Annotated in this window: 19 protein-coding genes; 15 read left to right on the forward strand and 4 right to left on the reverse strand. The window is 65.0% G+C overall.

Annotation, left to right across the window (positions count from 1 at the left end):
• The 12 genes from AC5Y4C_RS07355 to AC5Y4C_RS07410 all read left to right on the forward strand — a co-directional run.
• Positions 1–135: ferredoxin (locus AC5Y4C_RS07355; RefSeq protein ID WP_500008316.1), on the forward strand; the 135-nt coding region annotated here is incomplete at its 5' end.
• A gap of 58 nt (positions 136–193) precedes the next feature.
• On the forward strand, positions 194–1,087 hold the full coding sequence (locus AC5Y4C_RS07360; protein WP_499907477.1) for a 3-oxoacyl-ACP reductase: 894 nt from the start codon (positions 194–196) through the stop codon (positions 1,085–1,087).
• Positions 1,088–1,348: 261 nt separating this feature from the next.
• On the forward strand, positions 1,349–2,113 hold the full coding sequence (locus tag AC5Y4C_RS07365) for an MlaE family ABC transporter permease (RefSeq protein WP_499907033.1): 765 nt from the start codon (positions 1,349–1,351) through the stop codon (positions 2,111–2,113).
• Between the two features lie 2 nt (positions 2,114–2,115).
• On the forward strand, positions 2,116–2,958 hold the full coding sequence (locus AC5Y4C_RS07370) for an MlaE family ABC transporter permease (RefSeq protein ID WP_499907031.1): 843 nt from the start codon (positions 2,116–2,118) through the stop codon (positions 2,956–2,958).
• Positions 2,959–2,967: 9 nt separating this feature from the next.
• Positions 2,968–4,170 carry an MCE family protein gene (locus tag AC5Y4C_RS07375; protein WP_499907029.1) on the forward strand — a complete coding sequence of 401 codons (1,203 nt, stop codon included), beginning with the start codon at positions 2,968–2,970 and terminating at the stop codon, positions 4,168–4,170.
• A complete protein-coding gene (locus tag AC5Y4C_RS07380) occupies positions 4,170–5,237 on the forward strand; it encodes an MCE family protein (protein ID WP_499907027.1) in 1,068 nt (355 codons plus the stop codon). Before AC5Y4C_RS07375 ends, AC5Y4C_RS07380 begins: the two co-directional genes overlap by 1 nt.
• Positions 5,230–6,282 carry an MCE family protein gene (locus AC5Y4C_RS07385; protein WP_499907025.1) on the forward strand — a complete coding sequence of 351 codons (1,053 nt, stop codon included), beginning with the start codon at positions 5,230–5,232 and terminating at the stop codon, positions 6,280–6,282. The genes AC5Y4C_RS07380 and AC5Y4C_RS07385 overlap by 8 nt, the downstream gene beginning before the upstream one ends.
• Positions 6,279–7,745 (forward strand): virulence factor Mce family protein, encoded by a 1,467-nt coding sequence (locus AC5Y4C_RS07390; protein WP_499907023.1) that lies wholly within the window; start codon positions 6,279–6,281, stop codon positions 7,743–7,745. The genes AC5Y4C_RS07385 and AC5Y4C_RS07390 overlap by 4 nt, the downstream gene beginning before the upstream one ends.
• Positions 7,742–8,974: an MCE family protein gene (locus AC5Y4C_RS07395; RefSeq protein WP_499907020.1), complete on the forward strand. Its 1,233-nt coding sequence runs from the start codon at positions 7,742–7,744 to the stop codon at positions 8,972–8,974. The genes AC5Y4C_RS07390 and AC5Y4C_RS07395 overlap by 4 nt, the downstream gene beginning before the upstream one ends.
• Positions 8,974–10,722, forward strand: a complete 1,749-nt coding sequence (locus AC5Y4C_RS07400; RefSeq protein ID WP_499907474.1) for a virulence factor Mce family protein — start codon at positions 8,974–8,976, stop codon at positions 10,720–10,722. Before AC5Y4C_RS07395 ends, AC5Y4C_RS07400 begins: the two co-directional genes overlap by 1 nt.
• On the forward strand, positions 10,722–11,405 hold the full coding sequence (locus tag AC5Y4C_RS07405; protein WP_499907018.1) for an Rv1363c family protein: 684 nt from the start codon (positions 10,722–10,724) through the stop codon (positions 11,403–11,405). The genes AC5Y4C_RS07400 and AC5Y4C_RS07405 overlap by 1 nt, the downstream gene beginning before the upstream one ends.
• Positions 11,405–11,887 carry a mammalian cell entry protein gene (locus AC5Y4C_RS07410; protein ID WP_499907016.1) on the forward strand — a complete coding sequence of 161 codons (483 nt, stop codon included), beginning with the start codon at positions 11,405–11,407 and terminating at the stop codon, positions 11,885–11,887. Before AC5Y4C_RS07405 ends, AC5Y4C_RS07410 begins: the two co-directional genes overlap by 1 nt.
• Here AC5Y4C_RS07410 and AC5Y4C_RS07415 read toward each other — a convergent pair.
• Together AC5Y4C_RS07415 and AC5Y4C_RS07420 are read right to left on the reverse strand one after the other, a co-directional pair.
• A complete protein-coding gene (locus AC5Y4C_RS07415) occupies positions 11,884–13,347 on the reverse strand; it encodes an alpha,alpha-trehalose-phosphate synthase (UDP-forming) (RefSeq protein ID WP_499907014.1) in 1,464 nt (487 codons plus the stop codon). The genes AC5Y4C_RS07410 and AC5Y4C_RS07415 overlap by 4 nt on opposite strands.
• The gene (locus tag AC5Y4C_RS07420) at positions 13,348–13,512 is read right to left on the reverse strand and encodes a hypothetical protein (protein ID WP_499907012.1); all 165 of its coding nucleotides are present in this window, start codon (positions 13,510–13,512) and stop codon (positions 13,348–13,350) included.
• A gap of 119 nt (positions 13,513–13,631) precedes the next feature.
• Here AC5Y4C_RS07420 and AC5Y4C_RS07425 point away from each other — a divergent pair, with 119 nt between their 5' ends.
• Positions 13,632–14,483: an SDR family oxidoreductase gene (locus AC5Y4C_RS07425; RefSeq protein WP_499907010.1), complete on the forward strand. Its 852-nt coding sequence runs from the start codon at positions 13,632–13,634 to the stop codon at positions 14,481–14,483.
• A 103-nt stretch (positions 14,484–14,586) separates the two neighbouring features.
• On the opposite strand, the gene AC5Y4C_RS07430 is transcribed toward AC5Y4C_RS07425, so the two are convergent.
• Positions 14,587–14,715, reverse strand: coding sequence for a hypothetical protein (locus AC5Y4C_RS07430; protein ID WP_499907008.1), 129 nt, complete (start codon positions 14,713–14,715; stop codon positions 14,587–14,589).
• A gap of 66 nt (positions 14,716–14,781) precedes the next feature.
• Between AC5Y4C_RS07430 and AC5Y4C_RS07435 the strand changes: the two genes are divergently transcribed.
• Positions 14,782–15,564 (forward strand): enoyl-CoA hydratase/isomerase family protein, encoded by a 783-nt coding sequence (locus AC5Y4C_RS07435; protein WP_499907006.1) that lies wholly within the window; start codon positions 14,782–14,784, stop codon positions 15,562–15,564.
• Between the two features lie 18 nt (positions 15,565–15,582).
• On the opposite strand, the gene AC5Y4C_RS07440 is transcribed toward AC5Y4C_RS07435, so the two are convergent.
• The gene (locus AC5Y4C_RS07440) at positions 15,583–15,930 is read right to left on the reverse strand and encodes a hypothetical protein (RefSeq protein WP_499907004.1); all 348 of its coding nucleotides are present in this window, start codon (positions 15,928–15,930) and stop codon (positions 15,583–15,585) included.
• A 385-nt stretch (positions 15,931–16,315) separates the two neighbouring features.
• Between AC5Y4C_RS07440 and AC5Y4C_RS07445 the strand changes: the two genes are divergently transcribed.
• A complete protein-coding gene (locus tag AC5Y4C_RS07445) occupies positions 16,316–17,629 on the forward strand; it encodes an ammonium transporter (RefSeq protein ID WP_499907002.1) in 1,314 nt (437 codons plus the stop codon).
• Positions 17,630–17,698 lie beyond the last annotated feature (69 nt).

Below are 17,698 nucleotides of genomic sequence, written 5' to 3' on the forward strand. Positions count from 1 at the left end.
GCGCCAGACCTATTCGATCTCGACGACGAGGACTACGCGGTGGTGAAGAAGGATCCGGTGCCGGCCGACGAGGAGAACCTGGCCGAGCAGGCGATCGCCGAATGCCCCCGCGCCGCGTTGTTGCGGAAGGACTAGAGGTATTCATAACTTGAGCGCATCTGAGGGGCATGAGGCTGGCCGTCAGGCCGATCAGTTGACCGATCTGTCCGGTCGCGTCGCGGTGATCACCGGTGCCGCGGCCGGCCTGGGTCGGGCCGAAGCGATCGGGCTGGCCCACGCAGGCGCAACCGTGATCGTCAACGACCTGGCCGCGGCGCTGGACGCATCTGATGTGTTCGACGAAATCAAGGCTGCGGGCAGCAAGGGTGTCGCGGTGGCCGGCGATGTCGCCGAACGGTCGACCGCCGACGAGATGGTGTCCGCCGCTGAGCGTGAAGGCGGCCTCGACATCGTCGTCAACAATGCCGGGATCACTCGCGACCGGATGCTGTTCAACATGACCGACGAGGACTGGGACCTCGTCATCAGGATTCATCTGCGTGGGCATTTCCTGCTGACCCGCAACGCCGCCGCGTATTGGCGGGCGCGCGCCAAAGAGGCGGGCGGGCAGACCTGGGGCCGGCTCATCAACACCTCGTCGGAAGCCGGCCTGTCCGGCCCGGCCGGACAGGCCAATTACGGAGCCGCCAAGGCCGGCATCACCGCGCTGACGCTGTCCGCGGCCAGGGCGCTGCGCCGCTACGGTGTGTGTGCCAACGCGATCTGCCCGCGGGCCCGCACCGCCATGACTGCCGACGTGTTCGGCGAGGCACCCGCGGACGCCGACATCGACCCGCTGTCGCCTGACCATGTGGTCACGCTGGTGCGTTTCTTGGCCTCACCGGCTGCCGAAGCGGTCAACGGGCAACTGTTCATTGTCTACGGGCCGTCGATCACGCTGGTCGCTGCGCCCACCGCCGAGCAGCGGTTCACCGCCGATGGCCCAGCCTGGGCAGCGGACGAACTCAGCGCCACCTTGCAGAAATACTTTGCTGACCGGGATCCTGAGCTGACGTTCGCGGCGACCCAGCTGATGGGAGGCCGATAATGACGCCACCGTCAACCGACGGCACCTTGACACCTAGAACACGTTCTAGAGATCTAGCTCACAGCAAGCTTCGAACAGGAAGAGTATGGAGCTACGGTTACTTTCTCCCATCTTTGACTCCCCGAACTTGTTCTAGTTAGTATGATCCGGCTCACACAGCCTCGCGTCCTGTCGGGGGGTGGGAAAAGCGCCGCGCCAGCCAATTCACCGGCTTCGCCCGTGAGCAGTGATCTTGCCCGCACGCCCGGGAAAGGGGGCCGAGTGAAGGATCAGCTCGCGGTTCCGGCTCGGGCCGTGGGCGGCTTCTTCGAAATGTCTGGCGCCACGCTGCGGGCGGCTTTCCGCCGGCCGTTTCAGTTCCGCGAGTTCCTCGAGCAGATGTGGATGATTGCCCGCGTGTCACTGGTGCCGACGCTGCTGGTGGCGATCCCATTCACGGTGCTGGTCGCCTTTACACTCAACATCCTGCTGCGTGAGATCGGTGCCGCTGACCTGTCCGGGGCCGGCACTGCGTTCGGAACGATCACCCAGCTGGGGCCTGTGGTCACCGTACTGGTGGTCGCCGGGGCCGGCGCCACCGCGATCTGCGCAGACCTGGGCGCCCGCACCATCCGCGAAGAGATCGACGCGATGCGCGTACTCGGCATCGACCCGATCCAGCGGCTAGTGGTGCCACGCGTGCTGGCGTCGACGTTGGTCGCGCTGCTGCTCAACGGGCTGGTGTGCGCAATCGGCCTGTCCGGCGGCTACGTGTTCTCGGTGCTGCTGCAAGGCGTCAATCCCGGCGCCTTCATCGACGGACTCACAGTCTTGACCGGCCTAGGCGAGCTGGTGCTCGCCGAGGTCAAGGCGCTACTGTTCGGCGTCTGCGCGGGCCTGGTGGGCTGTTACCGGGGGCTGACCGTGAAGGGCGGCCCGAAGGGCGTGGGTAATGCGGTCAACGAAACCGTGGTCTACGCGTTCATCTGTCTGTTCGTGATCAACGTCCTGATGACCGCGATCGGCGTCCGAGTGCTGGCCCGGTAACCATGAGCTACGACGTAACCCTGCGGCTGCGGCGCGTATTGACCGGCGTCCCCAATGCCGTGGACACCTTTGGCGAGCAGGCGCTGTTCTACGCAGAGTCGCTTCGGTGGATTCCCAACGCTGTCACGCGCTACCGCAAGGAAACGGTCCGGCTGATCGCCGAGATGACGCTGGGCAGCGGTGCTTTGCTGGTGATCGGAGGCACCGTGGGCGTGGCGACGTTTTTGACCTTGGCCTCTGGCGGGGTCATCGCGGTGCAGGGCTTCTCGTCGCTCGGCAACATCGGCATCGAAGCGCTCACGGGGTTCTTGTCGGCGTTCCTCAATGTCCGCATCGTCGCGCCGGTGATCGCGGGGATTGCGCTGGCCGCCACCATCGGCGCGGGCACCACGGCGCAATTAGGTGCCCAGCGGGTCTCGGAAGAGATCGACGCGTTCGAGGCCATGGCGATTCACTCCGTGTCGTACCTGGTGTCCACCCGGATCGTCGCAGGGTTGATCGCGATCGTTCCGCTCTACTCGCTGTCGGTGCTGGCGGCGTTCTTCGCGGCTCGCTTCACCACTGTCTATATCAATGGGCAGTCAGGCGGCTTGTACGACCACTACTTCAACACGTTTCTGATTCCCACGGATTTGCTGTGGTCGTTCTCGCAGGCGATCGCCATGTCGATCGCGGTGATGCTGGTGCACACCTACTACGGCTACAACGCGTCCGGGGGGCCGGTGGGAGTCGGCATCGCGGTGGGGCAGGCGGTGCGTACGTCGCTCATTGTGGTTGTAGTGATTACTTTGTGCATTTCTCTCGCCGTGTACGGCCCGTCCGGTAATTTCAACCTTTCCGGATAGAGGGGGAAGATGGCGAATTCCGGGTCACGTACGCGCTCCGTCAGGATCGCGGCCGCAGTGTTGGCGACCGTGATCGTGGCTTTCGCCGTGCTGACCTACCTCGCTACCACAGCCGCTTTCACCTCCACCGATACCGTGACCATCACGTCGCCGCGCGCCGGCCTGGTGATGGAGAAGGACGCAAAGGTCAAGTACCGCGGAATCCAGATCGGCAAGGTCAAAGACATCGCGTACTCGGGCGACCAGGCCAAATTGACGGCCGCAATCGACAGCGGTCAGATGCGCTACATCCCGTGGAATGCCGACGTGCGCATTGCCAGCAACACGATCTTCGGCGCCAAGTCGGTGGAATTCATTCCGCCGCCGAAGCCTTCGGGCAAATCGCTGCAGCCCGGCGCCACCGTGCACGTCTCCTCGGTGCAGCTCGAGGTCAACACGTTGTTCCAGACGTTGGTCGAGCTGCTGCACAAGATCAACCCGATCGACTTGAATGCGACTTTGTCGGCGGTCGCGGAGGGGTTACGTGGCCGGGGTGATGACGCCGGCGCCACGCTGTCGGGCCTGAACCAGTTCCTGGCCAAGATCAATCCGAAGATGCCGACGCTGCAGTCGGACTTCCAGCAGGCCGCTGCGGTGGGCAACATCTACGGCGACGCCGCACCCGACCTCGCCACGGTGATCGACAACGTGCCCACCATCAGCAACACCATCGTCGAAGAGCGGGACAACCTCAACGCAACGTTGCTCGCGGCAACGGGATTGGCGGACAACGGAACTGCCACGCTCGAGCCTGCGCAGGAGGACCTGATCGCTGCGCTGCAGCGGTTCCGCGTGCCGCTCAAGGTACTCTCGGACTACTCGCCGGAGTTCGGCTGCATCGTCCAGGGCATCAAGCAGGCGATCGACCAGTTCAACCCGGCCATCGGTGGCACCCGCCCCGGGCTGTTCACGTCGTCGAACTTCCTCCTCGGCGTACCGGCGTACACCTACCCCGAGAGCCTGCCCATCGTGAACGCGACGGGCGGTCCGAACTGCCGAGGCCTGCCGAAGATACCCACCAAGCAGTTCGGTGGGTCCTGGTTCAAGGCACCTTTTTTGGTCACCGACAACGCCTACGTCCCCTATGAGCCGTTCACCGAGGTGCAGGTGGACGCACCTTCGACGCTGCAGTTCTTGTTCAACGGCGCATTCGCAGAGCGGGACGATTTCTAGTGTCGGGGCAACGCGAAGTTCTCCTGAAGGTCAGCATCTTCGCTGTCGTGATGCTGCTGGTGACCGCTGGCCTGGTGGTGGTATTCGGGCAATTCCGGTTTTCGTCGACCAACACCTACCACGCCGTCTTCGAGAACGCGTCTAGGCTCAAGGGCGGCAATGACGTTCGCATCGCCGGCATTCCGGTCGGCAGCGTCAAGGACCTCAAGCTCAATCCGGACAACAAGGTCGAGGTCACCTTCGCCGTCGACAAGCGTTATCAGATGTACACGTCCACCAAGGCCGTGATCCGCTACCAAAACCTCGTCGGTGACCGATACCTCGAAATCACCTCCGGTCCGGGAGAGTTGCGAAAAGTGCCGCCGGGCGGCACAATTCAGCACACCGAGCCGGCGCTCGATCTCGACGCACTGCTCGGCGGGTTGCGCCCGGTGCTGAAAGGGCTCAGCGGCGACAAGGTCAATCAGATCAGCAATGCGATCATCGAGCTGCTGCAGGGCCAGGGCGGCGCGCTGGCAGACCTGCTGTCCAGCACCGGTTCGTTCAGCCGGACCCTGGCGGACCGCTACCAGGTCGTTTCTGATGTGATCCACAATCTCAACACCGTGCTCACCACAGTTGACCAGAAAAGCGCCCAATTCAACGAAAGCATCGACCAGTTGCAGAAATTGGTGACCGGACTGGCCGAAGGCCGTGATCCGATCGCCGGTGCGCTTAACCCGCTGGCCTCGGCTGCGTCAGATCTGACTGACACACTTCGGAATTCGCGCCGCCCGATCCAGGGTGTGCTGGAGAATCTGCGGCCGCTCGCGACGGAAATGGACAACCGCAAGGACGAGATCAACCGAGTGGTCGATCCGCTCGCCGAGAACTACCTGCGGCTGAGCGGCCTTGGCGCCTACGGCGCGTTCTTCAACATCTTCTATTGTTCGACACGTATCAAGATCAACGGGCCGTCGATAGGGCCGCCGGGAACGCCCGGCGCGACGCCTTCGGACAGCGACATGCTGATACCTGTGGGTGCTGCCCCAGACCCGTCGAAGGGCAGGTGCTCGGATAATGGGTGAGGGCCGCAATCCACTTCGCACCGGAGTCATCGGCATCGTGCTGGTGGTCAGCGTCGTGCTGGTCTCCTTCGGCTACAACAAGCTGCCGTTCTGGCCGCAAGGCAAGACGTACGAGGCGTATTTCACCGACGCCGGCGGGATCTCGCCCGGCAACAGTGTCAACATCTCGGGACTTGCGGTGGGGCAGGTGAAAAGCATTGCGCTGGCCGAGGATGTCGCGAAGGTGACTTTCACCGTCGATCGTAAGATCAAAGTGGGCGACCAGTCGTTGGTGTCGATCAAGACCGACACCATCCTCGGCGAGAAGTCGCTGGCGATAACGCCTGCCGGCCGGGGGTCGTCCACCACGATCCCGCTGAACCGCACTACCACGCCGTACACCCTGAACAACGCGCTTCAGGATCTCGGACAAACGGCCAACGATCTGGACAAGCAAAGGTTCACCCACGCCCTCGGGTTACTGACGGAATCGCTGCGCGACGCGACGCCGCAGCTGCGCCAAGCGCTCGACGGCGTTGCGGCGCTGTCGCGCAGCATCAACGCCAACGACGAGGCGCTCGCGCAGATGCTCGAGCGTGCGCGCTCTGTCACCAAGGTGCTGGCCGACCGGGCGGGTCAGGTGAACCAGCTGGTGGTCGACGGCAACCAGCTGTTCGCCGCGCTCGATGAACGCCGCGCCGCCATCAGCACATTGATCTCCAGCATTCAGCCGGTGTCTGAGCAGATTTCGGGATTCGTCGCCGACAATCGCCGCGAGTTCGGTCCGGCGTTGCGCAAGCTCAACGCGGTGCTCGACAACCTGCTGCAGCGGCGTGACCACATCAGTGAGGCGCTGCGGCGACTTCCGCCGTACGCCACCACACTGGGCGAGGTGGTGGCGTCGGGGCCGGGCTTCCACGTCAACCTGTACGGCCTGCCACCGCCTCAGCTCACAGAAGTCTTGCTGGACTCCTACTTCCAGCCCGGCAAGCTGCCCGACAGCCTCGCGGACTACTTGCGCGGCTTCATCTCGGAGCGACTGATCATTAGGCCGAAGTCGCCATGACGGCACAGATTGCATCCCGTCGGCCGAGGTGGGTCCGCTACGTCCTGGTCGCCGTGTTGGTGGTCGTACTGGTCGCGGGCATCTATTTTGTGTGGCCCGGCCGGAAGGGCCACAAGGTCATCGGCTACTTCACGTCGGCCGTCGGACTCTACCCCGGTGACGACGTCCGCATCGTCGGCGTGCCGGTCGGCAGTGTGGAGTCCATTGAGCCGCAACCGCAGTCGGTCAAAGTTACGATGTCGGTGAAGGATGGCGTGAAGGTTCCGGTGGACGCCCACGCCGTGGTCATGGCGCCTAACATCGTGTCTGCTCGCTTCATTCAGCTCGCTCCTGCCTACAAGAGCGGGCCGATGATGGCCGATGGCGCGACGATCGGGCTGGATCGCACTGCGGTGCCGGTGGAATGGGACGAGGTGAAGTCGGAGCTGACCAAGCTCAGCGCTTCCCTTGGGCCACAAGCGGGGTCGATGCGGGGCCCCCTCAGTGAGTTCCTCAACCAGGCCGCCGACACGTTCGACGGCAACGGCGAATCGTTCCGTCAGGCGCTGCGTGAGCTGTCACAGACCGCCGGCCGGCTCGGCGATTCCCGCACGGATCTCTTCGGCACCGTCAAGAACCTAAAGATTTTGATCAATGCGCTGTCGCAGAGCAACCAGCAGATCATGCAATTCAGTGGGCATCTGGCGTCGGTGTCGCAGGTGCTCGCTGACAGTTCGACCAGCCTCGACAACACGCTCGGCACTTTGAACCAGGCACTGGAGGATGTGCGCGGATTCCTGAGCGAGCACAACTCTGTGCTGATCAGCCAGATCGACAAGCTGTCTCAGCTCACCAAGCTGTTCTCGGACCAGTCCGAGGACATCGAGCAGATTCTGCACGTCGCGCCGAACGGTTTGGCCAACTTCTACAACATCTACGATCCCGCGCAGGGCGCCGCAACAGGGTTGCTATCACTGCCGAACTTCGCCAACCCGGTGCAGTTCATCTGTGGTGGTGTGTTCGAGGGCAACTTCTACGTGGACAACATCAAGCGGACCGAGATCTGCCGCGAGAGAATGGCGCCCGTGCTGCGCCGGCTTGCAATGAACTACCCGCCGCTGCTGTTCCATCCAATCAACACGATGACTGCGTACAAGGGTCAGATCCTCTACGACACCCCGGCGACCGAAGCCAAGGCCAAGACGTATCTGCCGTATTTGCAGTGGGTTCCGGCCGAGGGCCGGACTCCGCCGCGCATCGGCGACACCGGTCCGGGCACGCTGATGTTGCCGCCGAATGTTGCGCCGGGGCCGCCGCCGCCGGCACAGCCGCAGTTTCTGCAACCCGGAGGGCCGCCGCCGGGGCCCCAAACGTCACCTCCGCTGCCCGGCCCGTCATCGCCGGATTCCGGTGCGCCCTATCCGGCCGAAGGTGTCGCGCCGATGCAGCCAGTGGCGCCCCCACAGCCGGGGGCCGGCGGATGACGCGAAAAGTTCTGCCGCTCAGCATGTCCCGCACGGTGCTGCCAGGGCTGTCCCGCAAGCTGCGCCGCGGTGGCGTGCGCACTGTCGCCCTCGGTTCGGGGATGGTGCTGCTGGGCGGATGCCAGTTCGGCGGCCTGAATTCGCTGAGCATGCCGGGTACGGCCGGCCACGGTCCCGGGGCCTACAGCATCACCGTCGAAGTTCCCGACGTGGCGACGATGCCGCAGAACTCGCCGGTGATGGTCAACGACGTGACGGTGGGCAGCGTGTCCGGCGTGACGGCCGTACAGAGGCCGGACGGCAGTTTCTATGCGGCAGTCAAGCTTTCGCTGGACCAGAACATCAAGCTGCCGGCCAACGCGGTGGCGCGGGTGGCGCAGACGTCTCTGCTGGGTTCCCAGCACGTCGAGCTGGCTGCGCCGATCGGGCAACGACCGGTTGGTCAGCTCAAGGACGGATCGAAGATCACGTTGGCCAACGGCAGCCGCTACCCGACGACCGAAGAAGTGCTGTCGGCGCTCGGGGTCGTGGTGAACAAAGGCAATCTCGGCGCGCTCGGCGACATCGCCGACGAGGCATACGCGGCCGTCGCCGGTCGCCAGGGGCAGTTCATTGATCTGATCCCGCGGCTCGCCGAGTTCACCGCTGCGCTGAATGCGCAAACTAACGACATCATCGCGACCGCGGATGGGCTCAACAGACTGGCAAGCACGTTGGCCGCCCACAAGGACAGCCTCAGCCGAGCGCTCGACACCCTGCCTGCCGCATTGAAGGTGCTCAACGACAACCGCAAGAACATCGTCGACACGTTCGCGGCATTGCAGAGCTTCGCGACGGTGGCGGCACACGTACTGTCCGAGACAAAGGACGACATCGCGGCGGACTTTAAGGACCTGTACGCGGTGATCAAACCGATCAACGACAACAGGGCCGACGTCATCTCGGATTTGGACCTCTTGCCAACCTTCCCGTTCACCACCCGCTATCTGCGCCGAGCCGTCCGTGGCGACTACCTCAACGTGTTCGTCACCTTCGACCTCACCATCCGCCGGCTCGGCGAGTCCATCTTCACGACGTCGTTCTTCGACCCGAACATGCAGCACATCAACGAGGTGGTCAATCCGCCGGACTGGCTGATCGGGTCGTTTGCGAACCTCAACGGCCAAGCGGCTGATCCGTTCAAGATTCCGCCCGGTACCGCCTCCGGGCAAGAGGTGCCACCGAGTTGATACTTGATCGATTGGCGCGTATCCAGTTGACGATCTTCGCGATCGTCACCGTCATCTGCGTCGGCGCGATCGCCGTGTTCTACCTCCACGTGCCGGCCCGGTTGGGCATTGGTGCCTACAACATCACGGCGGACTTCAAATCCGGTGGCGGGCTTTACAAGAATGCCAACGTGACCTACCGCGGTGTCACGGTCGGACGCGTGGAAGCGGTGTCGCTGACCGATGACAGCGTCGAGGCCCACATGCGGCTCAACACCAAATACAAGATCCCGGACAACGTCACCGCCACCGTCAAGAGTGTGTCGGCGGTCGGTGAACAGTACGTGGATTTGGTGCCGCCGAAGAACCCGTCCAAGAGCGGCCTGCACGACGGATCGCGCATCGAGCAGGACCGCACCTTCATCGGCCAGGACGTCGAAGGACTGCTGAAGGAAGCAGACCGGTTGGTGAGCAGCATCAGCAACACCCGGCTGCAAGACCTGTTACGCGAAACGTTCAAGGCGTTCAACGGCACCGGCCCCGAGCTGGCCCGGCTCATCCAGTCGGCGCGCCTGCTGGTCGACGAGGCCAACGCGAATTGGCCGGATACCGAGCAGCTCATCGACCAGGTCGGACCATTCCTGCAGGCGCAAATCCGCAGCGGCGACGACATCCGGTCGCTGTCTGACGGGCTGGCCCGATTCACCACTGAACTGCGCCAAGCCGATCCGCAGTTTCGTGCAGTGCTCACCACCGCGCCGGGCGCGGCCGGCGAGGCCAGCAACACGTTCGCCGGCATCCGGCCGTCGTTCCCTGTGCTGGCCGCCAGCCTGGCCAACCTCGGTCGCGTCGGCGTCATCTACAACAAGTCGATCGAGCAAGCCTTGGTCATCTTCCCGGCGCTGATAGCGGGGCTGGTGACCAGCGGCGGTGGTGTCCCGTACGACGAAGGCGCCAAGCTGGACTTCAAGATCGACCTCGGCGACCCGCCGCCGTGCTCCGTGGGCTTCCTGCCGCCGCAGTTCATCCGGCCACCGGCGGATCAGACCGTCCGTGACCTTCCGAAGGACATGTACTGCAAAGTGCCGCAAAACGATCCGAGCGCGGTGCGCGGAGCGCGGAACTATCCCTGCCAGGAATTCCCCGGCAAGCGAGCCCCGACGATCCAGCTGTGCCGCGATCCTCGCGGGTACGTTCCCCTCGGGAACAATGCGTGGCGTGGCCCGCCGGTGCCCACCGGGACACCAGTGACCGATCCGCGAAACGTCTTGCCGCCTAATAAGTATCCGTACATCCCGCCCGAAGCCGATCCGGATCCGGGCTACCCCGTGCCGCCGGGTGCGCTGCCGCCCGGCGCGCAGCCCGGGCCTGGCCCGGCGCCACATCAGCCGTGGCCGGTGCCACCGCCGCCAAACGACAACGGGCCGCCACCTCCGCTGACGGCATGGGTGCCGCCTGCGCCGTATCCGGATGCCTGGCCGCCGCCAGCCAACCCGCAGCCACCGCCGCTGTCGCCGGGGCCCTATCCGCCGGTGGTGCCGCAGCCTGGGCCGGCACCGGCGCCGCCGCCGCCGCCGAATCCCGAGGTGCTTCCTCCGGGACAGGTGGCACAGCCCGGGGCCAGCGGTGTTTCATACAGCACCTACGACCAGCACAGCGGCAAGTTCGTCGACGCGCATGGGAACACCGCGATATATGCGCCCGGCGCCGACCGACTGCGCCCCCAAGAGAAGTGGGTAGATCTCATGCTCGATCCGAGGCAGACCTAGTGACGACCCGCGAAACCTCCACCGCGACGCCGGTGCGCCGTCGTGCGGTCCGGCCGGCCGGACCTGCCGCCAGTACGCCGGCGGCGACGACCACCGTCCGGGTTGACAAGCAGGTCGATGAAGCACCCAAGCCGCGCAAGCCGAAACGTACGCCGCGCCGGCCCGCGCATCGGCGGCTTGTGGCGGCGGTGGCGTCCGCGGTCGTCATCGTCGGCATCCTGGCTTTGGGCAGCCTGGTGGGTCTCATGTTGCGGCAACAACACCAGGCGGAACTGGTGCAGGCCCGCTACCAGCGATTCGTCGACACCGCCACCCAGACGCTGGTGAATATGTACACGTTCAAACCGGACAGCGTCGAACAAAGCGTCGACCAGTTCTACGGCCAGATCAGCGGTGGACTGCGCGACGAATGGGCACGCAATGATCACATCGCGAACCTGAAAGCCTTCTTGCGTGGCACTGGCCACAGCTCCGAGGCGGTGGTCAACGGGGCAGCGCTGGAGAGCTTCGACTCCGTGAGCAACGATGCCACCGTGCTGGTTTCGATGAGGATCACCCAAAGCGACAGGGACGGCAACAACATGCCGTCGAAGCCGATGCGCTGGCGGGTTGTGGTCCACCAGGACTTCGATACGGGGAAGATGACCACCACCGACATGAAGTATCCCGACGGGGGCAGTTGATGCGCTGGCTCGTCACCGGATTGGTGAGTATGCTCGCCGCTGCGTTCGTCGCGCTCGCCGGTGCGGGAGGCTGGCTGTACTGGAACCGGGTGGAGCTGCGCGCCGAACAGCAAGCGCGCGAGGAACTTCCGCCGCTGGCGAAGGTCCAGGTACCCAAGATTTTCGGCTACGACTTTCAGACAGTCGAGCGCGCCCTCGACAACGCCTACCTGATGTTCACACCCGAATTCCGGCGGCAGTTCCGAGACGAGGCCAACAAGGACATCATCCCCCAGGCGCGGGACCGTCAGATGGTGAGCCAGGTCAACGTCGTCGGTGTGGGAGTAATGGAGGCGCATCGCAATTCCGGCGCGGTGATGGTGTACCTGAACCAGACCTGGACCGACAAATCACGGCAGCCGCTATACAACGGCAGCCGAATCCGGGTGGATTACCAGCGCGTCGACGGTAAGTGGCTGATCAACTCGATCAAAGTCCTCTAAGACTCCAGCCGCCCGGCCAGGGCGTCCAAAAATGAGCGCGCCCAGCGGTCGACGTCATGGGTCAGCACCTGGCGGCGAAGCGCGCGCATCCGTCGGCGGCCGTCCTCCGGGGACTGGTTCAGCGCCGCCTCGATGGAATCCTTGACTCCCTCCAAGTCGTGCGGGTTGACCAGGTAGGCTTGGCGCAATTCGTTTGCGGCGCCGGTGAATTCGCTGAGCACCAGCGCACCGCCGAGGTCGCTGCGGCAGGCCACGTACTCCTTCGCCACCAGGTTCATGCCGTCTCGCAGCGGCGTCACCAGCATGACGTCGGCGGCCACATAGAACGCGATGAGCTCGTTCCGCGGCACGGGGCGGTGCAGGTAGTGCACCACCGGGTGGCCGACTTCGCCGTATTCACCGTTGATGTGGCCGACTTGCCGTTCGATGTCTTCGCGCAGCACCTTGTAGCTTTCGACGCGTTCGCGGCTGGGCGTGGCCAGCTGAACGAACACGGTGTCGTCGCGCTTGGCGCGGTCCTCAGCGAGAAGTTCCGAAAATGCTTTCAGGCGAACGTCGATGCCCTTGGTGTAATCCAGCCTGTCGACACCGAGCAGCACTTTGCGCGGGTTGCCCAGTTCTGCCCTGATCTGCTTGGCGCGTTGGCGGATGCTGCGTTCGCGGCCCTTGCGGTCGAGTTCAGCGGAGTCGATCGAGATGGGGAATGCGCCCACGCGCACTGTGCGGGAGCCGCATTCGACTTCACCGAATCTCGAACGCACACCGACGGATCCGCGGGAGGTGTTGGCGCCCAGCAGCCGCCGGGCCAGGATCAGGAAGTTCTGTGCGCCCCCGGGCAGATGAAAGCCGACCAGATCGGCGCCCAGCAGCCCGTCGACAATCGCTGTGCGCCAAGGCATTTGCATGAACAACTCGACCGGCGGGAACGGGATGTGCAGGAAGAACCCGATCGTCAGGTCCGGGCGCAGTTCGCGCAGCATCTTGGGCACCAGTTGGAGTTGGTAGTCCTGCACCCACACCGTGGCGTTCCGCGCCGCGGCACGCGACGTGGCCTCGGCGAAGCGCCGGTTCACGTCGACGTAGCGGTCCCACCACTCCCGGTGGTACATCGGTTTGACGATCACGTCGTGATACAGCGGCCACAGTGTCGCGTTCGAGAAGCCTTCGTAGTATTCGGCGACGTCGTTCTCGCTCAGAGAAACCGGATACAGGTGCACGCCGTCTTGATAGATGGGTTCCTCGTCAGTGCTGGGAACGCCGGGCCAGCCGATCCAGGCGCCGCTTCGCCGGCGCAGCAGCGGTTCCAGCGCGGTGACCAGCCCACCGGGGCTGCGTTTCCAAGCGGTGGTGCCGTCGGGCAGGCGCTCCATGTCGACGGGCAGCCGGTTGGCCACCACGACGAACTCTGAGCCCGTTCCGCGTCCGCTGGTCGTGCCGGCATCGTCCGCCGACGGACTCATCTATGACTCGTTCTTCGCGGGTCCAATGCCGAGCATCGAAAGGAAGATCCGGCACTCGTCGGCGTCGGTCGCGTACGCCGCGACCACCCGACGCGCCTGGCGAGCGGTGCTGTCAGCCAACGGTTCCACGTCGCCGATTTCAGCTGGGTCAGATTTTGCGGGCATACGACAACTCTATGCGAAGGCGGCCCTCGGCTAGGCGGCTCCGGGCTGGGCTGCACGATCGCGTCGGGCGTCGGCGCCGGTGTGGTTGGCCGGGACATCCGTGACGTACGCTCCCGATGATGTCTGACTTCGCAAAGCAATTCTCTTTGTCCGACCGGACGTACCTTGTCACCGGCGGCGGCAGCGGAATCGGCAAAGGCGTGGCCGCGGCACTGGTGAGCGCCGGTGCTCGCGTGATGATCGTCGGCCGCAATGCGGACCGGCTCGCCGACGCGGTGGCCGAAATCCAGGCGGGTGCTGACGGCGAAGGCGAGGTCCGCTATGAGCCGACCGATGTCACCAGCGAGGACGAGACGGGCCGAGCGGTCGAGGCGGCGGCTGCGTGGAGCGGGCGGCTGCACGGTGTGGTGCACTGCGCCGGTGGTTCGCAGACCATCGGCCCGATCACCCAGATCGATTCGGAGGCCTGGCAGCGCACCGTCGACCTGAACGTCAACGGGACGATGTACGTGCTGAAGCACTCGGCACGCGAGATGGTGCGCGGTGGCGGCGGCTCGTTCGTCGCGATCTCGTCGATCGCTGCGAGCAACACCCACCGGTGGTTCGGCGCGTACGGACCCACCAAGTCGGCGGTCGACCACCTGATGAAGGTGGCCGCCGACGAACTCGGACCATCGTGGGTGCGCGTCAACGGAATCCGGCCCGGACTGATCCGCACCGATCTGGTCGAGCCGATCATGCAAACCCCTGGTGTCCTGCAGGACTACCGCATCAACACCCCGCTGCCCCGGGTCGGCGAGGTCGAAGACGTCGCCATGCTGTCGCTGTTCTTGCTCAGCGATGCGGCGAGCTGGATCACCGGCCAGATCATCAACGTCGATGGCGGGCAGTCGCTGCGCCGCGGTCCGGACTTCACCGCGATGCTCGAACCGGTGTTCGGCGAAGAAGGGCTGCGCGGCGTCGTCACCTAGACCCGACGCGGCGCTCCACGAATTCCACTGTGACGGAGCAGCTTTCGCGCGCCGAGGCGGTTCGGTCGATCCGCTGCGGTCTGTCAGGTAGGTGCACATGAGCTCAACCCTTTAAGGGTGCGGCGAAGAAGTCGTCGATGCGGCGCCAGCTGTCCACCACCGCCTGCACGCGGTACGCCGGCCGGTCGACGGAGAAGAACGAGCGGATGGCATCTGGGCTGATCGACGTCATTGCGACCCTCCTGGTGTCGTGGTGCACGCCCCCCATATGGACAAGGCCTGTCGATAGGGTTGCCGAATGACCCAGTACGAGGCCATCGCTTTCGAACGCTCAGGTCCCATTTGCCGCATCACGTTGAACCGGCCCGACGCCGCGAACGCGATGAACGACACGATGACCCGTGAGCTCGCCGACGTGGCGCGGCGTTGCGACGACGACCGCACCAAGGTGGTGGTGCTCACTGGCGCAGGCCGGTTTTTCAGCGCCGGCGGAGACCTTCGCGGGATGGCCTCGTCCTCGACCACGCGCGGCCACTACGTCAAGACCATCGCCGACGACCTGCACCGGGCGATCTCGACGCTGGCCCGCACGGATGCGGTCGTCATCAGCGCGGTCAACGGGGCGGCCGCGGGGGCGGGTTTCAGCCTGGCGGTCACCGCTGACCTGGTCCTGGCAGCCGACACCGCATCGTTCACGATGGCCTACACCGCGGCAGGGCTCAGTCCCGACGGCAGTTCTTCGTTCTTTCTGCCGCGGCTGATCGGCATGCGCAAGACCCAGGAGCTTATGTTGACCAACCGCAAGCTGTCTGCTGCGGAGGCGTTGCAGTGGGGCTTGGTCACCGAAGTGGTGGCGGCCACTGAGCTCGCGGCACGCGTGGACGCACTGGCTGACCAAATAGCAAGCGGCGCAAAAGGATCCGCCTCGGCCGTGAAGAAGCTGCTGCTGACGTCGTTCAGGGCCGGGCTCGAGGAGCAAATGGAATTGGAGGGCCGGCTCATCGCGGCGTGCGCGGACTCCGCTGACGGGAACGAGGGCATCACCGCGTTTCTGGAGAAGCGCCGACCCCAGTTCGCGTGAGGCGGTTCGACACACCCCCTATATCGGGACCCAACTCCAGGCGTTGAACCGCGGATCCCAGATCGGCTTCAGCTGCTGTGGCAGCGGCTGCGGGCCGTCGGGCGTCATCTGAAAGGCGAACGGCACGGGGACCGGAGGAGGTGGTGGTGGCGGCGGCGCCCAGGGTGGCGCCCACGGCTGCGCCCACGAGGGCGCGGCTTGATACCAGTCCGGCGCCGGTGGCAATGGATAACACAGCTTGGCGACCGGATCCCACGTGCGGCCGCCGCAGTCGGCCCAGCCGACCGCCGGCGAGGCGATCGCCGCTGCCATCGGCGCTGCCGACATCACGAAGATCGCGGCCATCCGTCGCACTCGCTTGCTCATCGCCACAGCTCCTCGCAAGAAACGCCCAATGACGGCTTCAGCTTATGCGCACCGGCAACGTCATTGCGCGGTTCGGGTGCGCTTCGCGGGTTTAGCTCATCGCACAGGCGGGAAGCATTCTGCTTGAGCGGCGAGCTGTTCGAGAGGGTTGCGCGTAGATGGGCTCGTCGTGGAGGCGATCCGCAGGTGCGGCCCCGACGTTGAGCCACCAGCGTCGACCTGACGATCGCCGACAATTCTGCTCGAGGCCATTCGGCCTTCTCGTGAGCGTCCGGTAACCCCACCGCAACACGAAACATCCCCGAAACACTCTTGCCGCGCGGACGAAACGCGCCGACGACATCCTCGTCGGGACCGTCAGAAGAAGCTCGTCAAAGGAGCCGGCGTGCATTCGATCGATCCCGCGGCGACCGCTTGGCTGTTGGCCAGCACCGCTCTGGTGTTGCTGATGACGCCCGGCTTGGCGATCTTCTACGGCGGAATGGTGCGGACAACGGGTGTCCTCAACATGATCATGATGAGCTTCATCGCGATCCCGCTGGTGACCGTGGCCTGGTTGCTCGTCGGCTACACACTGGCCTTTTCCGGCAACGGCGCAGGCGGGCTGCTCGGCGACCTTTCGCACGTCGCGATGGCGGGCATCGCACCGGACACCGCCCACGGCGCGGTGCCGGAACTGCTGTTCGCCACCTTCCAGCTTGCGTTCGCGATCGTCACCGCCGCTCTGGTGAGCGGCGCTATTGCCGACCGCGCGAAGTTCTCGGCCTGGATGGTGTTCGTTCCCCTCTGGGCCGTCGCGGTCTACGCCGTGGTGGCGCACTGGGTGTGGGCGCCCGGCGGCTGGCTGTTCAAGCTCGGTGTCCTCGACTACGCCGGCGGTCTGGTGGTCGAGATCGTCTCCGGCGCGTCCGCGCTGGCGCTGGCGCTGGTGCTGGGTCCGCGTATCGGGTTCAAGAAGGACGCGATGCGCCCGCACAACCTGCCGTTCGTGTTGCTCGGTGTCGGCCTGCTGTGGTTCGGGTGGTTCGGGTTCAACGCTGGTTCGGCGTTAGCGGCCAACGGAACCGCGGCAGCGATCTTCCTCAACACCCTCGTGGCCGGGTGTCTCGGCATGCTCGGTTGGCTGGCGGTGGAACGGATTCGCGACGGCAAGCCCACGACGTTCGGTGCGGCATCGGGTGTCGTCGCTGGCTTGGTCGCAATCACTCCGTCGTGCGGAACGGTCAACACCCTCGGCGCAGCAGTTGTGGGCGTGGCGGCGGGCATCGTGTGCTCGTTCGCGATCGGGTTGAAGTTTCGATTCGGCTATGACGATTCGCTCGACGTGGTGGGCGTGCACTTCGTGGGTGGCCTCGTGGGCGTGCTGTTGATCGGTCTGCTGGCCACCCAGGTGATGACGGGCGGTCCGCAAGGGCTGTTCTATCACGGCGGATTCGCGCAGCTGGGCAGACAGGCGCTTGCCGCGGCGGTGGTCGGGTTGTACGCGTTCGCGATGTCGTTCGGGCTGGCGAAGGCCATCGACAAGCTGATGGGTTTTCGGGTGAGCGCCGAGGACGAGAAGACTGGCGTCGATTTCACCCAGCACGCCGAGTCTGCATACGCCGAAGGCGTGCATGGGTACCAGCCGTCGCGGCGGCCCGCTATCTTCGGCGACCTCGGTTCACACACTTCGCCGGCTGAGGCGGCAGACGAAAGCTGACCGCAGCGGGCATAGCCTCGGCCGCAGACATGTTGTAGGGGCGGTCAGCGCCTTGACCGGGCACGCGCT

Source organism: Mycobacterium sp. NGS35 (assembly GCF_059812855.1).